This window comes from Agrobacterium leguminum (genome assembly GCF_015704895.1).
GTDB classification, from domain to species: domain Bacteria; phylum Pseudomonadota; class Alphaproteobacteria; order Rhizobiales; family Rhizobiaceae; genus Agrobacterium; species Agrobacterium leguminum.
This window is the reverse complement of sequence record NZ_JADQWB010000020.1, coordinates 55,735-70,564: the sequence shown is the minus strand read 5'-3', so window position 1 is coordinate 70,564 and position 14,830 is coordinate 55,735. Positions and strand designations below refer to the sequence as shown.

At 61.9% G+C, this 14,830-nt stretch carries 17 protein-coding genes and 1 riboswitch; of the genes, 4 read left to right on the top strand and 13 right to left on the bottom strand.

Features of this window, described 5'->3' with window-relative positions; all coding sequences use genetic code 11:
• Nucleotides 1-70: 70 nt before the first annotated feature.
• From I3J13_RS22175 to I3J13_RS22150, 6 genes are all read right to left on the bottom strand, one after another.
• Nucleotides 71-385, bottom strand: coding sequence for a hypothetical protein (locus I3J13_RS22175; protein WP_196380249.1), 315 nt, complete (start codon nt 383-385; stop codon nt 71-73).
• A gap of 4 nt (nt 386-389) precedes the next feature.
• A complete protein-coding gene (locus I3J13_RS22170; RefSeq protein WP_196380248.1) occupies nt 390-1,100 on the bottom strand; it encodes a CbtA family protein in 711 nt (236 codons plus the stop codon).
• Between the two features lie 11 nt (nt 1,101-1,111).
• Complete coding sequence (locus I3J13_RS22165; protein ID WP_003522264.1) at nt 1,112-1,294, bottom strand: CbtB domain-containing protein; 183 nt, start codon at nt 1,292-1,294, stop codon at nt 1,112-1,114.
• A 161-nt stretch (nt 1,295-1,455) separates the two neighbouring features.
• Nucleotides 1,456-1,691: riboswitch (cobalamin riboswitch) on the bottom strand.
• Nucleotides 1,692-1,876: 185 nt separating this feature from the next.
• Nucleotides 1,877-2,797, bottom strand: a complete 921-nt coding sequence (locus tag I3J13_RS22160) for a c-type cytochrome (protein WP_196380247.1) — start codon at nt 2,795-2,797, stop codon at nt 1,877-1,879.
• Between the two features lie 90 nt (nt 2,798-2,887).
• Entirely contained in the window at nt 2,888-3,322 is a 435-nt protein-coding gene (locus I3J13_RS22155; protein WP_003522262.1) for a c-type cytochrome, read from the bottom strand.
• Between the two features lie 118 nt (nt 3,323-3,440).
• On the bottom strand, nt 3,441-4,070 hold the full coding sequence (locus tag I3J13_RS22150) for a LysE family translocator (protein WP_003522261.1): 630 nt from the start codon (nt 4,068-4,070) through the stop codon (nt 3,441-3,443).
• A gap of 133 nt (nt 4,071-4,203) precedes the next feature.
• On the opposite strand from I3J13_RS22150, the gene I3J13_RS22145 reads away from it, so the two are divergent.
• Nucleotides 4,204-4,905, top strand: a complete 702-nt coding sequence (locus I3J13_RS22145; protein WP_020810772.1) for a helix-turn-helix transcriptional regulator — start codon at nt 4,204-4,206, stop codon at nt 4,903-4,905.
• A 201-nt stretch (nt 4,906-5,106) separates the two neighbouring features.
• On the opposite strand, the gene I3J13_RS22140 is transcribed toward I3J13_RS22145, so the two are convergent.
• Both I3J13_RS22140 and I3J13_RS22135 read right to left on the bottom strand, forming a co-directional pair.
• A complete protein-coding gene (locus I3J13_RS22140; RefSeq protein WP_196380246.1) occupies nt 5,107-5,958 on the bottom strand; it encodes a metallophosphoesterase in 852 nt (283 codons plus the stop codon).
• A 263-nt stretch (nt 5,959-6,221) separates the two neighbouring features.
• Complete coding sequence (locus tag I3J13_RS22135) at nt 6,222-6,824, bottom strand: superoxide dismutase (protein WP_196380245.1); 603 nt, start codon at nt 6,822-6,824, stop codon at nt 6,222-6,224.
• 245 nt (nt 6,825-7,069) lie between these two features.
• Here I3J13_RS22135 and I3J13_RS22130 point away from each other — a divergent pair, with 245 nt between their 5' ends.
• Nucleotides 7,070-7,408 carry a hypothetical protein gene (locus I3J13_RS22130; protein ID WP_196380263.1) on the top strand — a complete coding sequence of 113 codons (339 nt, stop codon included), beginning with the start codon at nt 7,070-7,072 and terminating at the stop codon, nt 7,406-7,408.
• 4 nt (nt 7,409-7,412) lie between these two features.
• On the opposite strand, the gene I3J13_RS22125 is transcribed toward I3J13_RS22130, so the two are convergent.
• Complete coding sequence (locus I3J13_RS22125; protein WP_196380244.1) at nt 7,413-7,955, bottom strand: GNAT family N-acetyltransferase; 543 nt, start codon at nt 7,953-7,955, stop codon at nt 7,413-7,415.
• 96 nt (nt 7,956-8,051) lie between these two features.
• Here I3J13_RS22125 and I3J13_RS22120 point away from each other — a divergent pair, with 96 nt between their 5' ends.
• On the top strand, nt 8,052-8,939 hold the full coding sequence (locus tag I3J13_RS22120; protein ID WP_196380243.1) for a LysR family transcriptional regulator: 888 nt from the start codon (nt 8,052-8,054) through the stop codon (nt 8,937-8,939).
• A gap of 241 nt (nt 8,940-9,180) precedes the next feature.
• Here I3J13_RS22120 and I3J13_RS22115 read toward each other — a convergent pair whose 3' ends face one another.
• Nucleotides 9,181-11,538 carry a methyl-accepting chemotaxis protein gene (locus I3J13_RS22115; RefSeq protein ID WP_196380242.1) on the bottom strand — a complete coding sequence of 786 codons (2,358 nt, stop codon included), beginning with the start codon at nt 11,536-11,538 and terminating at the stop codon, nt 9,181-9,183.
• A 171-nt stretch (nt 11,539-11,709) separates the two neighbouring features.
• A complete protein-coding gene (locus I3J13_RS22110; protein ID WP_080856081.1) occupies nt 11,710-12,591 on the bottom strand; it encodes a branched-chain amino acid aminotransferase in 882 nt (293 codons plus the stop codon).
• A 338-nt stretch (nt 12,592-12,929) separates the two neighbouring features.
• On the opposite strand from I3J13_RS22110, the gene tam reads away from it, so the two are divergent.
• Nucleotides 12,930-13,700 (top strand): trans-aconitate 2-methyltransferase, encoded by a 771-nt coding sequence (tam, locus tag I3J13_RS22105; RefSeq protein WP_196380241.1) that lies wholly within the window; start codon nt 12,930-12,932, stop codon nt 13,698-13,700.
• Nucleotides 13,701-13,702: 2 nt separating this feature from the next.
• On the opposite strand, the gene I3J13_RS22100 is transcribed toward tam, so the two are convergent.
• Together I3J13_RS22100 and I3J13_RS22095 are read right to left on the bottom strand one after the other, a co-directional pair.
• Nucleotides 13,703-14,071, bottom strand: a complete 369-nt coding sequence (locus I3J13_RS22100; protein WP_020813099.1) for a VOC family protein — start codon at nt 14,069-14,071, stop codon at nt 13,703-13,705.
• A 48-nt stretch (nt 14,072-14,119) separates the two neighbouring features.
• Nucleotides 14,120-14,827 carry an HTH domain-containing protein gene (locus I3J13_RS22095; protein ID WP_196380240.1) on the bottom strand — a complete coding sequence of 236 codons (708 nt, stop codon included), beginning with the start codon at nt 14,825-14,827 and terminating at the stop codon, nt 14,120-14,122.
• Nucleotides 14,828-14,830: the final 3 nt, after the last annotated feature.

The window sequence follows — 14,830 nt, the reverse complement described above, 5'->3', positions numbered from 1 at the left end:
CGGCTGGATTCCTGTGACAAGCACAGGAATGAGGTGGTGCAAAATACAAGCGTCTAGGCACCCTCACTCATCACCCCCGATCCAGCACCCGGCACACGCGCGCCGCTGGCTCCTCACCCTCCCCGGCAATCGCCCGGCGAATATCGCGGCTGTTCAGATGCAGGCTGCGGTCGGCGGGTAAATTTGCACGTTTGATCTTGGCAAGTGCCGCCGCCACAAAGGCGGCCTCGTGGTCGTGGAAAAAGGCAAGAGCCGCCTCGCGTTCGGGATTCGGCCCCAGCACTGCCTTGAAGGCAAGGCGGTGCACGGCGCAGAAAGCGCCGTGACCGGGAACGGCAAAACGCAGCGCATCGAGTTCCTCACTCCATTCCGCTGCGTCCTGCATAGTCTCAAGCCGACTGGAAGCGCTTCAGGAAAAACGCGCTCAATGTTCCAAGCAAAGCCCAGAAAACGAAGCTGGTCACGGTGGCGGCGACGATGAACTGACGCTCCAGCGGCAGCGGCGCCAGCGCATGTTCGCCTTCCGGCGGCAAGGGTGCGCCGACCACATGCGGTGCGACGATCAGCACCAGCGCCAATACGATGGCCCAGGGTTCGCGGCGGAACGCGATCAGCGCAATCCCGCCCGCGGTTGCGGCAACCGTCGCAAGCCACCAGATCTGCCGCGCCTCAAGTGCGGCAGCCGGGCTGCCCGGCAGTTCCGGCGGAAGGCCGATCATCGGGGCCAGCATGACGGCGGCAAAACCGGCAACGCCCCAGAGAAGGCCTTCGCGCCAGCCGCCATTCGTGCCACGCAGCGAAATCAGGCCGGTCAGCACCAGCGCATAACCGATAGCGGTCAGCACATTAGCGGCGACGGTATAGGCGGTGCGCTCGAAGCCATCGGCCGGAGCCCAGGCCTCGTCATTGTGCTCATGGGCGGGAACGGCAGCACCGGGGGCCGGCGCATCATGGCTGTGGGGCGCTTCGCCGGCGCTTTCATAGGTTTCCGCCTGAAGGATGAGCGGCGTCGTGCCGAAAGCCTGCATGGCCGAAACGGCGAAACCGCCGAGAATGCCGACGAGAACGGCGGTAAAGACGATATTGCGAAAAGACGACATGCGGTTTCCCCTCAATGGCAGGGGAAGGCATTGGCATGACGCGTGTCATGCGCAGCGTTGTGAACGGCTTCCACATGGGAAAAGCCGACAAAACCGACAACGAACAGGCCAAGCACGATCGCCGTCAGCGATTGCGCGAAGCTGGTTGTTTTTGCGGAAACGGCGGCGTTAGCCGTATTCTGGTTGATGGACATGGTGACCCCTCTCCGGCGCGACCCCGCGCCTTTGGACGCGGCCGCACGGCAAAGGGCCGTCGAGCCGCTATAATACACTTCACCACGGGGATACGAGACTGACACAGGGAGGCGTTGATCCCACCACCCTGAAATTCCGCTCTTCCGGACACCCCGCCGGCATGGATATTTCCGCGATGGCAGGTCTCCTGGCTTACGGGTCAAAACCTGAAACACCTTCCCGGCGTCACCCTCTCTGGAAACCTTCGGTTCCCGGCGAGATGGCTTGCCAGTGGCATTTCGTTTCAGGCTCTCCGCTCACAGTTGCGGGGGCAGCCACGAATGAGGATTTCTCCCTATCGTGTTCCCTTTTCACCTTCCGGAACGCCCGGAAGGAACCATCACAGGATTGTTATCCGATGGGAGGGGTCGGGAGTCAATGGTGGGCCTGCTTTCCAACCGCACGCCGTCGCCTGCACCTCCGTCACCCCGGACTAGATCCGGGGTCCAGCGCGATCAAATCCTTGATCGCAAGAGACTCTTCTCACGGCGCAGACGCGCCGTGGCTGGATGCCGGATCTAGTCCGGCATGACGGCTGAGGGTTACCGCGACGGTATGGCCTTCAGATAGGCGGCAATCGCATCGCGGTCTTCGGGCGTCAGATGCGCCATGTTCTGCTGCACCTTGACCATGGAGCCGCCGACGCTGTCGAATTCCGGGGTGAAGCCGTTTTCCAGATAGCTGGCAATATCCGCCTCGGCCCAGCTGCCGATGCTTTGCGAGCCGGGGGTAATGTCGGGAATGCGGCCCTCGCCTTCCGGGTTGGGCCCGCCGGCCAGCCACTTGTCTTTTACGAAACCGCCAAGCGCGTTGCGCGGCGTGTGGCATTCGCCGCAATGGCCCGGCCCTTCCACCAGATATTGGCCGCGCAGCAATTCAGCATTGGCATTGGCAAGCTCGACGCGGGGCCGCGCCGAGGGGTCGAAATAAAGGAATTTCCAGCCGCCCAGCGCCATGCGCAGATTGAAGGGGAACGGCAATTCGTGATCCGGCGCATCGTTCTGGCTGGCCGGCAGGGCTTTCAGATAACCGAAGAGATCGTTGATGTCCTTCTGCGTCATACGGGCATAGGAGGCATAGGGAAAGGACGGGTAGAGATGTTCGCCGTTCCTGCCCACACCGCGCGTCATCGCATCGCCGAATTCCGCCAGCGTCCAGCCGCCGATGCCATGCTGCGGATCGGAGGAAATATTGGGGACATGGAAGGTGCCGAAGGGGCTTTTCAGCGCCTGCCCGCCCGAAAGCGTCAACAGCGCCTCGCCTTTCGCATCGGGTGCGGCATGGCAGCTTGCGCAGCCGCCCGCCCACAACAGCGTTTCGCCATTGGCCAGATCCGGTTCGCCCAGGCTGACCCAGTGGCTGGGCGCCTGCCGCTGAGGCGCCGTAACCCAGGCGAATATGCCGTAGCCCGCAATGGCCGCGACGACGGCCCCGCCCGCGAGTTTCGTCCAGATGGAGGACATGCCCCTCTCCCCATTCTCACCTGACCCGGTCAGATGTCTTTCGTGCCTGAGAAAACGCCGCCGGGAAGCGGCGTTTCCAAAGTGCTGCGATTATTTCTTCAGACGATAGGTCTGGTGGCAGGTGCCGCAATCGGCGCCGAGCGTCTTCATGGCGGTGGCGACGCCCGCCTGATCGGTGGGGAGATTGGCGAGAACCATGTCCGCATCCGTGCCGAGCTTGGCGGCCTTGGCCTTGAAGTCGTCGAAATTTTCCCAGATGGCGGGGGCCGCCGCACTGCCGGTCTCGGTGCCGGCGGGGAACTGGTCCGGAAAAGCCTTCGCATTGGTGCCGATGGTGGTTACGGCAGTCTTGACGGTATCGGCGTCAAAGGGCTTTTCGCCCTTGGAGATGGCGGCGAGCGAACCCATCGCCCCACCGATCTGCTTCATCATGCCTTCACGTTTTTCGACTTCGCCGGCAGCGTAGACCGCTCCGGCGCAAAGACAGCCGAACAGCATGGCCGCGGTGATGGTTTTCAGTTTCATGCAACTCTCCTTGATTCCGGCCGGGACACCGGGCGCTAGATGGAACGGCGCGAGGATGCCCTTTCCGGATGGCGAAAAGAAGTCACATTGCGGTGAATTCCATCGTGAAAACAGAAGCCTAAGACAGGGCCTCCCACAGTGTCAGCAGCGCTGCGGCAATCAGCATGAAACCGGCGGCGCGGCCGATGAAGATCGTGGCGGCGGGCGAAGAAACCAGCCATGCCCGGCTTTTATCCGCCGTCAGCGCCAGCGCGCCATAGACCGTGAACTGCGTGACCGCCACCATCGCGCCCATCACCAGCCCCTGCATCCAGATCGGACCATAGGCCGGTTTGAGGAATTGCGGATAGATTGCCATCATGAACAGATAGGCCTTCGGATTGGAAAGGCAGGTCAGCACCGCCCGCCAGAAGGCTTTTCTGACCGAAGCGCTCGCCTGCGCCTCATCGCCGTTCACGACAATCGCGCTGCGCATCAGGCCGATGCCGATCCAGATCATATAGGCGGCCCCGAAAACCAGAAGCGGCAGGAACAGCGAGGGCATCCAGGCGGCCAACATGCCGACGCCCAGGGCGCCGTAAAGCGAATGCACGATGCCGCCGGCGCTCATGCCGCTTGCGGCGGAAAGGCCGGTTCTCTTTCCCCCCGTCAGCGCGCTTGCCAGCACGAACAGCATATCCATGCCCGGCAGGATGATGATGCCGAACAGGACCAGAAAGAAAAGCCAGAGATTTTCGGCATAACTCATGTCAGTATCTCCCAAAACATTTCACGACACATTCGGGAAATCCCATGTTTCTCAATGTGTTTCTCCGTTTATAAGAAAAGCCAACTGACAGCGTTGTGTCAGTTGCGTGGGGAAATCCACCGGGAAAACGGCAATGCGCAAGGCGTCGAGACTGTTCGAGATCATCCAGATCCTGCGGGTGGCGCGCAGGCCTGTCACCGCGCAGACGATTGCCGAGGCGCTGGAAGTGACGGTGCGCTCGGTCTATCGCGACATAGCAGCGCTTCAGACCATGCGCGTGCCCATCGAAGGGGAACGCGGCGTCGGTTATATCCTGCGCCCCGGCTTCAACCTGCCGCCGCTGATGTTTTCCATCGAAGAGACGGAGGCGATCGTGCTGGCGCTCGCCATGGTCGCCCGCACCGGCGATAGCGAGTTGCGGCAGGCGGCAAGGCAGGTCAGCGACAAGATCGCCGCCTCCCTGCCCGAACCCCTGTCGAAAACCCTCTCCGCCAATGCCCTGCACGCCTGGGGCAGTATCGCGCCCTCCCCCGCCGGCGTCGATCTTGCGACAGTCCGGCGGGCGGTGCGCGACGAGGAGAAGCTGGAGATCACCTATCGCGATGAAGCCGGCGCGCAAACGCAGCGGCGGGTTCGGCCGATTGCGGTGATCTATTATTCGGAGACGGTGAATATCGTCGCCTGGTGCGAATTGCGGCAGGCGATTCGCAATTTCCGCTCGGACCGGGTGCTGAGCTGCGAGACGACCGGCAGCTTCTTCAAGCTGGAAGGCGAGAAGCTGCGGCAATTATGGATGAGCGGCTGGCAGAGCAACCAGTTGGGAAACAGAATTTAGTGCGGCTCGCAGCCTCTGTTATGTGTCGGAGCACCCCTCTCCGCCCTCATTCCTGTGCTTGTCACAGGAATCCAGTCGACGCGCGTCTGCGCGGCGAGAGGACTCTTTTCAGCCCAAGGACTTGGGCTGGCTGGATTCCTGTGACGAGCACAGGAATGAGAGCTTCGAGAGAGGTCCGGCATCACAGCAAGGCATTATTTCCTACAGGAAATACTCCAGCAGCCGATCCTCCTCGCGCCCGAAACCGCGAATGACGATCCGGTCGGCAAAGACATCGGCGATGGCGAAGGTGTTCTGGTCGGGCGTATCGACCATGCCCTTGAAATTCACGAAGTGGGTATTGCCCAATAGGCCGTAATTGCCCTCGTGATTATGGCCATTGAACCACGCGACGACCGAGGAGTGGGAGCCGAGAAGCTCAAGGATACGCGGCGCGTCCCACATGTTGTGGGCGTTTTCCGGGTAGACAGGATAGTGGCAGAGAACGATCACTTTTTCGCCCGCCGCATCCGCCTTTTGCAGAACGGCCCGCAGCCATTCGAACTGCTCGTCGCTGAGCGAGGCGTTCCAGCCCTGCGCATTGATTGCGCCGGCATCCGCCAGGCGCTTCAGCCGGTCTGCGGCAAGCGCCCGACGCGGATCGCCGGGCGGCGGGGCGAAAAGGCTGACCTCGTTGCCGTCAAGCACGACGAAGCGGATGTCGCCGATGGAAAAATCATGCCAGGGGGCGGACATGCCGAGGCGGGCGTGGATAGCCGGCAAATGCTCGGCGGCGACGGCGAAATCGTGATTGCCCGGCAACAGGACCGAGCGGTGGCGAAGCCCGTCGTAAACGGCAAGGATCGCATCGAAATTGTCGAAACCGCGGTCGATGATATCGCCGAGCGTCACCACGAAGGCCAGCTCCTCGCGGTTGAAGGCGTCGATCGCGTCTGCGAGCTTTTTCGGGCTCTCGGCGTAATAACGGCCCATTTCCGGACGGGGAGCGGCATCGGCATATTGGGGATCGGCGACGATGCCGAAGGAGAAGAGAGGCGTGGTTTTTTCAGTCATGATGCGCCGCGATAAACCCGGCGGATGACAGGCTTGTGACAATAAAATCCGACAGGCCGTATCTCCATATCACAAATGCAAAACACCCGGCTTGAAGCCGGGCGTCTCAAGTGTGTGGATATTTCCACTGTCGTCATGCTCGGGCCTGTCCCGAGCATCTGCCACGTCGCGTTTTGAGAGAGAGCAGATCCTCGGCACAAGGCCGAGGATGACGTCGCGCGGGAGGAGGCTGCTTCGATCAGCAACCACGCATTCCGCAAGCCTTACTTGGCGGCGGCTTCGTAACGCTCCAGGACGTAGTCCCAGTTGATGAGGTTGTCGACGAAGGCTTCGAGGTACTTCGGACGCAGGTTGCGGTAGTCGATGTAGTAGGAGTGTTCCCAAACATCGACGCCGAGGATGGGATCGGCGCCATGAACCAGCGGGTTTTCGCCGTTCGGGGTCTTGGAGATTTCAAGCTTGCCGTTCTTGACGGAGAGCCATGCCCAGCCGGAGCCGAACTGCGTGGTGCCGGCAGCGATGAAATCGGCCTTGAACTTGTCGTAACCGCCGAGATCGGAGGCGAATGCCTGCTCGAGCTTGCCCGGCAGCTTGCCGCCGCCGCCGCCCTTCTTCATCCACTTCCAGAAATGGACGTGGTTGTAATGCTGGGCCGCATTGTTGAAGAGACCGGCATTGGTGCCAAAGGACTTCTTCACGACTTCTTCGAGCGACAGGTCGGAAAGACCTGCTTCGGCCGCCAGCTTGTTGCCGTTGTCGACATATGCCTTGTGGTGCTTGTCGTGATGGAACTCGAGCGTCTCGCGCGACATGTAGGGTGCAAGCGCGTCGTAGTCGTAGGGGAGTTCGGGAAGTTCGAAGGCCATGGTTTTTACTCCTTTTTGCAGCGGGTTACCGCTCCTAGAAACCGTGTGAGCGGACCATAGGAGCGAACCTCAATTTGGGCAACCTGCGAAATATCAAAATGTTCCGACAAAAGAGAAAATTCCTCTCCGCGCGGCCACCACCACATTTGTTTCACACCTTTGGCGTACCGTTTTCCACCCTATCGGTTCGCTTTTGCCGAGATTGCAGGAAGGAAATTCCATGACCCGTCCGATCCCCCCGCACCATCCTCCTCCTTGCGGCCTTCTCGTCGCTTACTCTCCCCGCCGCCGCATCGTCGGATGACGCCTGGAAGGAGTTCGTGGCGGATGTGCAGACGGCCTGCCTTGCCGGCGCCAAAGACATGATCGAGGACGCGAAGGCCTTGGTCGATCCGGTCGGCAGCGAGAATTACGGCCTCGCCATTCTCACCGGCAAAGCCAAACTCACCGGGAAGAGTGGGGGCGCGGATGCGACCGTCAGCCATATCTGCGTCTACGACAAGAAAACCAAGGCCGTGGAGCTGGGCAGTGAGCTTTCCGGCGATACGCTGAAGGTGGAAATCCCCGGCTCCACCAAGCCCTGATCGTTCAAAAGCGCGGCGTGGTGTCGCCTTCGCCCAGCGCGCGCTGCATCAGCACCGTATCCAGCCATTGGCCATGTTTCCAGCCGATGGATTTGAAGGTGCCGACATGTTCGAAACCGGCGGCGCGGTGCACGCCGATCGAGGCGGCGTTGGACGAATCGCCGATGACGGCGATCATCTGCCGGAAGCCGCGTGCCGTCGCCGCCTCGATCAACGCATCGAGCAGCTTGCGGCCGATGCCCATGCCCTTCATGGCCGGATCGATATAAACGGAATTTTCCACCGCCGCGCCATAGGCCGGGCGCGGGCGATAGGCGCCGGCATAGGCATATCCGGCTATCTTTCCATCGCATTCGGCGACGAGATAGGGGTAATTGCCCTCCACCAGAAGGCGGCGGCGCTCCAGCATCGTCTCCGCGCTTGGCGGATCGATCTCGAAGCTCGCGCGGCCGTGCAGCACGGCGTCCCGGTAGATTTCGGCAATGGCTGGAATATCCGCCTCTTCGCAGGGGCGGATCGTAAGGCTGGAAACGGTGGAAAGGGTCATTCTCTTGTCCTGCGGATCATTCACGCCGTCATTGTGCATTGCGGCGCAGCCAAAATAAAGATTATCTGTCTTATACAAACGATAAGGTTTTCTTTGATGCTGGACCTCGATCTGCGGCAGCTTCGCAGCTTCATGGATGTGGCCGATCTTGGCAGTTTTTCCGCCGCCGCCGACAAGGCGGGGCTGACGCAGCCGGCCATCAGCCTGCATATAAGGCTGCTCGAAAAACAGCTCGGTGTGCGGCTGATCGAAAGGGTGGGCAGGCGTGCGCAGCCGACGGCGGCGGGGCGCGACTTTCTCATCCATGCAAGACGGATTGCGGAAGAAGTGGCGCATGCCATCGATACCGTTGCGCCGCATCGCAGCGGGGTGACGGGACGCCTTCGCATCGGCACCGGCGCCACCGCCTGCATCTATCTGCTGCCGCCGGTGCTGGGTAAGATCCGGCAGGCCATGCCCGGCATCGAAATCGTCGTGCAGACCGGCAATACCCACGATATCCTCCGGCTTCTGGAGGCCAATACCATCGATGCGGCGGTGGTGGCCCTGCCCGCCAGCGGCCGCAGCCTCGATATCAGCGATATCCATCTCGACGAGCTGGTCGCGGTTTTCCCGCAAGGCTCCGTCTCTGACGCAACGGCGCTCAACGCCGAGACGCTTTCGGCGCGGCCGCTGCTGCTTTACGAGGGCGGCAATACGCGCCGGCTGGTGGATCAATGGTTTTCGGCAAGCGGCCGCACCGTGCAGCCCGCCATGGAACTGGGCAGCGTCGAGGCGATCAAGAAGCTCGCAGGTGCGGGCCTTGGCATTGCCATCGTGCCGCGCATGGCGATGGAGCATGAAGGGGCGGCATCCGGACTCGAATGGCGCTCGCTCGAACCGCCGCTCGAACGGCGGATCGCGCTGGCGATGCGACGCGACAAACATATGACCGCGCCGCTGCGGGCGCTTGCCGCTGCGCTGCCGGATGTGCGGAAACGGTGAAGCCCGCGCCGGTTTCAGGTGCGGGCCTAGACTTGTTGAAGAGAAGGAACTGTACTCTCTCCTCCGTCATGCCGGTCCCCGGAACAAGCCCGAGGATGATCCGGCATCCAGCCACGGCACGTCTGCGCCGTGAGAAGAGTCTTTCGCGATCAAGGACTTGATCGCGCTGGACCCCGGATCTAGTCCGGGGTGACGAAGTGCGGATGCTAGTTCCTCGCCACATCCAACGCTGGATTTGTCTTCAAAACTCCGTCCACTCATCCCCCTTCACGGCCAGCGCCGCATTGCCGCGTGCGGCGACGGGGCGGGCCTTCGGTGCCGGTGCGACCGGTGCGGCGGGCGCGTGGACCGGGCTTGCGGCGCGCTGCATATGCCGTGCCGTCTCCCGCAATGCGGAGCTTTGCTGGCCGAGCTGGAATTGCGCAAGCAGGGCGTGGAGGTTGGTGCATTCCTGTGCAAGACCCGCACCCGCCGCATTCATTTCCTCGACCATGGCGGCATTCTGCTGCGTGGCCTGATCCATGTGGTTGACGGCGGTGTTGACCTCGGAAAGACCGGCCGACTGTTCCTGCGCCGCCGTGGCGATGGCATCCATATGGGTGTTGACGGAAAGCACCAGCTGCTCGATCTCGGAAAGCCCGACGCCGGTATCGGCCACCAGCTTCACGCCTTCACCCACCGCAACGGCTGATGCGGTGATGAGTTGCTTGATTTCCTTGGCGGCGTTGGCGGAGCGCTGCGCCAGTTCGCGCACTTCCTGTGCGACGACGGCGAAGCCCTTGCCCGCATCGCCCGCCCTTGCCGCCTCGACGCCGGCATTCAGCGCCAGAAGGTTGGTCTGGAAGGCGATTTCGTCGATGACGCCGATGATCTGGCCGATCTGGCGCGAGGAATGCTCGATGCGTTCCATGGCGGCGACGGCATCGCGCACCACCTTGCCGGAAAGATCGGCCTTTGTCCTTGCCTCACGCACCGTGTCGCGCGCATCGCTCGCCCGTTTGGAGGTGGCGGAAACATTGGCGGTGATCTCTTCCAGCGCTGCGGCGGTTTCTTCGAGAGAAGCGGCCTGCTGTTCGGTGCGGCGGGAAAGATCGTCGGATGCGGAGGATACCTCGTGGGCGCCGCCATTCACGGTCTGCACGGACTGGCCGACGCTGGTGAGCGCTTCGCGCAGCTGATGCACAGAGCTGTTGAAATCGTGCCGCAGCGTCTCGAATTGCGGCGAAAACGGCGTGGCGATCTCGCAGACCATATCACCGGAGGCAAGCCGGCGAAGACCGCCAGCCAGCGACCCCGTGGCCTGATTGAGACGCTCTGCGGCCTCGGCCTCGGCGCGCTGCTGCAGCTCGATACGGTCACGCTCGGCCTGCTCGCGGTTGCCGACGGCTTCGTCCTCAAGCTGCCGGTTGCGGATGGCCGCTTCGCGGAAGATTTCCACGGCGCGGGCCATCTCGCCGATCTCGTCGCCGCGTTTTGCGCCGGGCACATCGATGGTCAGGTTGCCGGTGGACAATTCCATCATCGCCTTTGTCAGGCGGCTGATGGGGCGGGTGACGCGGCCGACGATGACGGCAAGGCAGAGAATGCAGACGCCAAGTGTGAGGATGAACGCAGCGAGATAGATCATCGCGCCGATAAAGGCGTCCTGTCTGGCCTTTTCGGCATTGGCGTTGAGAACATCCATCGCTTCGGAGGCGATTTTCGCGACCGTATCGAGGCTTTCGGTGACCGTATTGCGCCATGTATCGATGGTGAAGGCAGGCGTGCGGCCGTTGTTCAGATCGTCGATCAGCTTTGCGCGCTGCGCGACGAAATCACCCTTGAAATAGGTCCTGTCGGCAACGGCATAGATATCTTTGAGCGCCTGCGGCGTCGATTCGTGCGCGACGAGGTCGCCGGTGGCTTTCCAGGCAAATGCCGCGCCGGCATCGAAATTGCCAAGCTGCTGGGTTTCCTGCGGGGTCAGCGGCCGCTGCTGGGCCACGACCGCATTGATGACAACGGTGGCGCTGCCGCCCAGCGCACGCGCCGACCAGCCATAGGACCGCAACTGGATGAGGCCGGTCAGGCTCTGGTCCAGCGAGCGAACCTCACCTTCCACCGCCGTCGAGCCCGCTTCAAGCGCCGTCAGGAAATCCTGACCGAGCGCCAGCACGGTCTTGTCCAGCCCGTTTTCACGACGGTCGAGCGGCAGGGTGACGTTGGCGTCAACCTTTTTGCGCAGCTCCAGGAATTGCGTGTAGATATCCTTCACGCGGGCAAGCGGGGCCTTGAGGCCAGCCTGATCGAGCGCGGCGGACTGTTCGAGAAAGGCGCCCATGGCGGCATCCACCTTCTGGCGCGACGCCTGCACGCTGGCGATGGTGTTGGCCGTCTTCGCCGGATCGACCGTCAGCGCCGAGGCGCTGTTGCCGCGTTCACTGCGAAAGTTCAGCAAGGCGTTGAAAAGCAGCCTGTCCAGCGAAACGAGCTGCGCCACCTCCGAAAAGCTGCGGGCACGCTGCACGGACTGCAACATGCCGTTGCCCACGAAGCCTGCCAGCGCGATGCCGACGAGCAGAAAAAATCCCACAAGTATATTGCGTATGCTGAAAGACATTTGGCGGCCCCCACTAGCCCGGATCGGTAATGTCGCAAGCTAGCCTGTGGTCCTCTAAAATTGGATTAAATTCCCCCTGAATTTTTATGGGAAATAATGCGGCTCAAAACAAAAGGCCGCGGCAGGGATGAGCCTGCCGCGGCCTTTTGAAACTATGGGGTTTACCCGGCCTTAAACATCCGCGCCGAGACGCGCCCAGTCCATGTAGAGATCGAGCGCCTTGCGGGCGACGGGGCCTGCCTGCAATTCGCGATCGTCGAGCTTCACGACGGGCGAAACCTTGGAATAATTGCCGGAGCAGAAGATTTCATCGGCCTCGCGGAAATCCTCGACCGAAAGCGTCGCTTCCCGCACGTCGAAACCGGCCTGGCGCAGAAGGCCGATCACGCGCGAACGGGTGATGCCGGCAAGGAAAGTGCGGTTCGGAACCGGGGTAAGGACAACGCCGTCCTTGACCATGAAGATGTTGGCGGAGGCGGATTCGGCGACATTGCCGTTCATGTCGCGCATCAGGGCATTGTCGAAACCGCGCGAGCGCGCTTCCAGAATGGCGCGACCGCTATTGGGATAGAGGCTGCCGGCCTTGGCGTCGGTCATGGCGGTTTCCGGCGAAGGGCGGCGCAGCGGCGAAACGGTGAGCGTCAGCGGCTTGCCGGCATCCATCGGCGCTTCGAAAAGGCAAAGCGCAAACCGGGTGGAGCCGGCATCGGGCGCCACGACGCTGCCGGGCATGCCGTGTTCGGCCCAATACATCGGCTTGATGTAGATCGCCATCTTGCCGTCGAATTTCTTGACGCCTTCGAGCGCCAGGGACTCGATCTCCTCGGCCGTCATGGTCGGCTTCATGCCCATATTGACGGCGGAGCGATTGATACGCTGGCAGTGCAGATCGAGATCGGGCGCCACGCCATCGAACCAGCGCGCACCGTCGAACACCGTGGAGGCCAGCCACATGGCATGCGAGGTCGGGCCGATGAGCGGCGGATTGCCGGGCAGCCATTGACCGTCAACATAGGTCCAGGTGGTTGATCGGGGTGCGGTATCGACGCTCATGATGGTCTCCTGTCTCAAGCGTTTTCGTTGGGTAAAAACGCTCCGTCTTTTTTGTTCTGATGCATTGCCGGATGAAGAGCGCTACGCGCTCTCAACGGGGCATGTGCTGGAAATCGGCCGGAGTGAATGCCTCTCCCCGGACGAGGTCAAGTTTTAATTGCAGCGATTTCTGATTTTGATGGAAAATAACAAAGCGACGGCCCCGCAAGCACGTTTTATGAGGCGAAACAAAAGGTTGATGAATAGATTCATCACAATAATTCATGCATCGGACGATAGCGGCGCGATTTTCCGCATGCGATGCTGGCGATCTGACGGCATTTTGCAGGAGGAAAATCATGGCATGGTCCGCCCACCAATATCTGAAATTCGAAGACGAGCGGACGCGTCCCGCACGGGATCTTCTGGCGCAGGTGCCGCTGGAGCGGGTGCTGAACGGCTATGACCTCGGCTGCGGCCCCGGCAATTCCACCGAGCTTCTGACCGACCGTTACGGCGTCAATGTCATTACCGGCATCGACAGCGATGACGACATGCTGGAAAAGGCGGCGGACCGGCTGCCGACCACGCGCTTCGGCAAAGCCGATCTTTCCCAGTGGAAGCCGGCGCAGAAGGCGGACCTGCTTTACGCCAATGCCGTGTTCCAATGGGTGCCGGATCATCTCACCGTTCTTTCGCAACTGATGGACCAGCTGGAAAGCGGCGGCGTTCTGGCCGTGCAGATGCCCGACAATCTGCAGGAGCCGACGCATCGCGCCATGGAGGAAACCGGAGCGAACGGTTCCTGGAAGGACACGTTTGCAGATGGCAGGATGCGCCGCAAACCCCTGCCCGCACCTTCGGATTATTTCGATGCGCTGACGCCGAAATCCGCGCGGGTGGATGTGTGGCACACCATCTATAATCATCCGATGAAGGATGCGGAAAGCATCGTCGAATGGGTCAAGGGCACGGGGCTACGCCCCTATCTCACCGCCGCCGGCGAGGAAAACCGCGAAGCCTTCCTCGCCGACTATACGCGGCGCATCGAGGCGGCCTATCCGCCGATGGCGGACGGCCGCCTGCTTCTGCGCTTTCCACGGCTGTTTGTGGTGGCGGTGAAGAAGTAGCTTCAGCCCGCGAAAGCATAGACCCGGAGACGGTGATTATCGGGGTCGGCGGCGGTAAAGGTGTAGCCGAATTCCATGCCCGCGGGCTGCTGCAGCATGTCGATGCCCTTCGCCTTCCAATCCGCAAAAATCTCGTCCACCCGCGCATCGTTTTCAACGCGGAAGGCAAGCTCGCCGCCGCCGCCCGTGACCGATGCTTTCGGCTCCACGGTGTGCCGCGACCAGAGGCCGAGCTTCATGCCGTTCTGAAGCACGAAGAGCGAGAATGTCGGCGAGGCTTCGACCGGTTCCGCGCCCAGCAGGGCCTTGTAAAATTCGGTGCTGGCCGGCGGGTTGTCGACGTAAAGGATGGTGAAATCGGGGTGGGTCATGGTCGTTCTCCTGTGTTGCGGATGAACGATGTCTAGACCCTGCTGCTGTCAGTTTTTGTCAGCATGATGCCGCCGCCGCTGTTTTTCCCTTTCGCGCCATTCTTTCAGCAGCGCCTGGCGGCGGCGCGGATAACGGCTGTCGAGAGGGCGGAAATCTTCGATGCGGTCGGCCCGGAAACTGCGGTAGTCCTGCCGTGTCTCGCACCAGCCCAGCACCACCCGCACCAGATCGAAAAAAGCGAGCGCGAAGGGCCAGATCACCCGTTCCGTCACCTCTCCCTTTTCATCGCGATAGGTGATGACGACCCGGCTTTCCTTACGGATCGTATCGCGAATGGCAGCCAGATCGACATGGATGGCGGCAAGGCCCTGCCCCGGCCCGACGAGCAGGGTGGAATGATCGAGTTCCTCGCGCAGGGCATCGGGAAGCACGGCGCCGATCTTGACGAGAGCGGCGCGGGCGGCCTCCGCCAATCCCGCATCGGCACGGCCCGCCACCCAGCGCGAGCCGAGCACCAGCGCCTCGATTTCCTGCTGCGAAAACATCAGCGGCGGCAACAGGAAACCGGGGCGCAGCACATAACCCACGCCCGCCTCGCCCTCGATATCCGCGCCCTGTGCCTGAAGCGTCGCTATATCGCGGTAGAGCGTGCGCAGGCTGACGCCGGTTTGCGCGGCAAGGGCCGCGCCGCTGACCGGCGTGCGGTGGGAGCGCAGGATCTGCAACAGATCGAGAAGCCGTTGTGAGCGTGACACGCG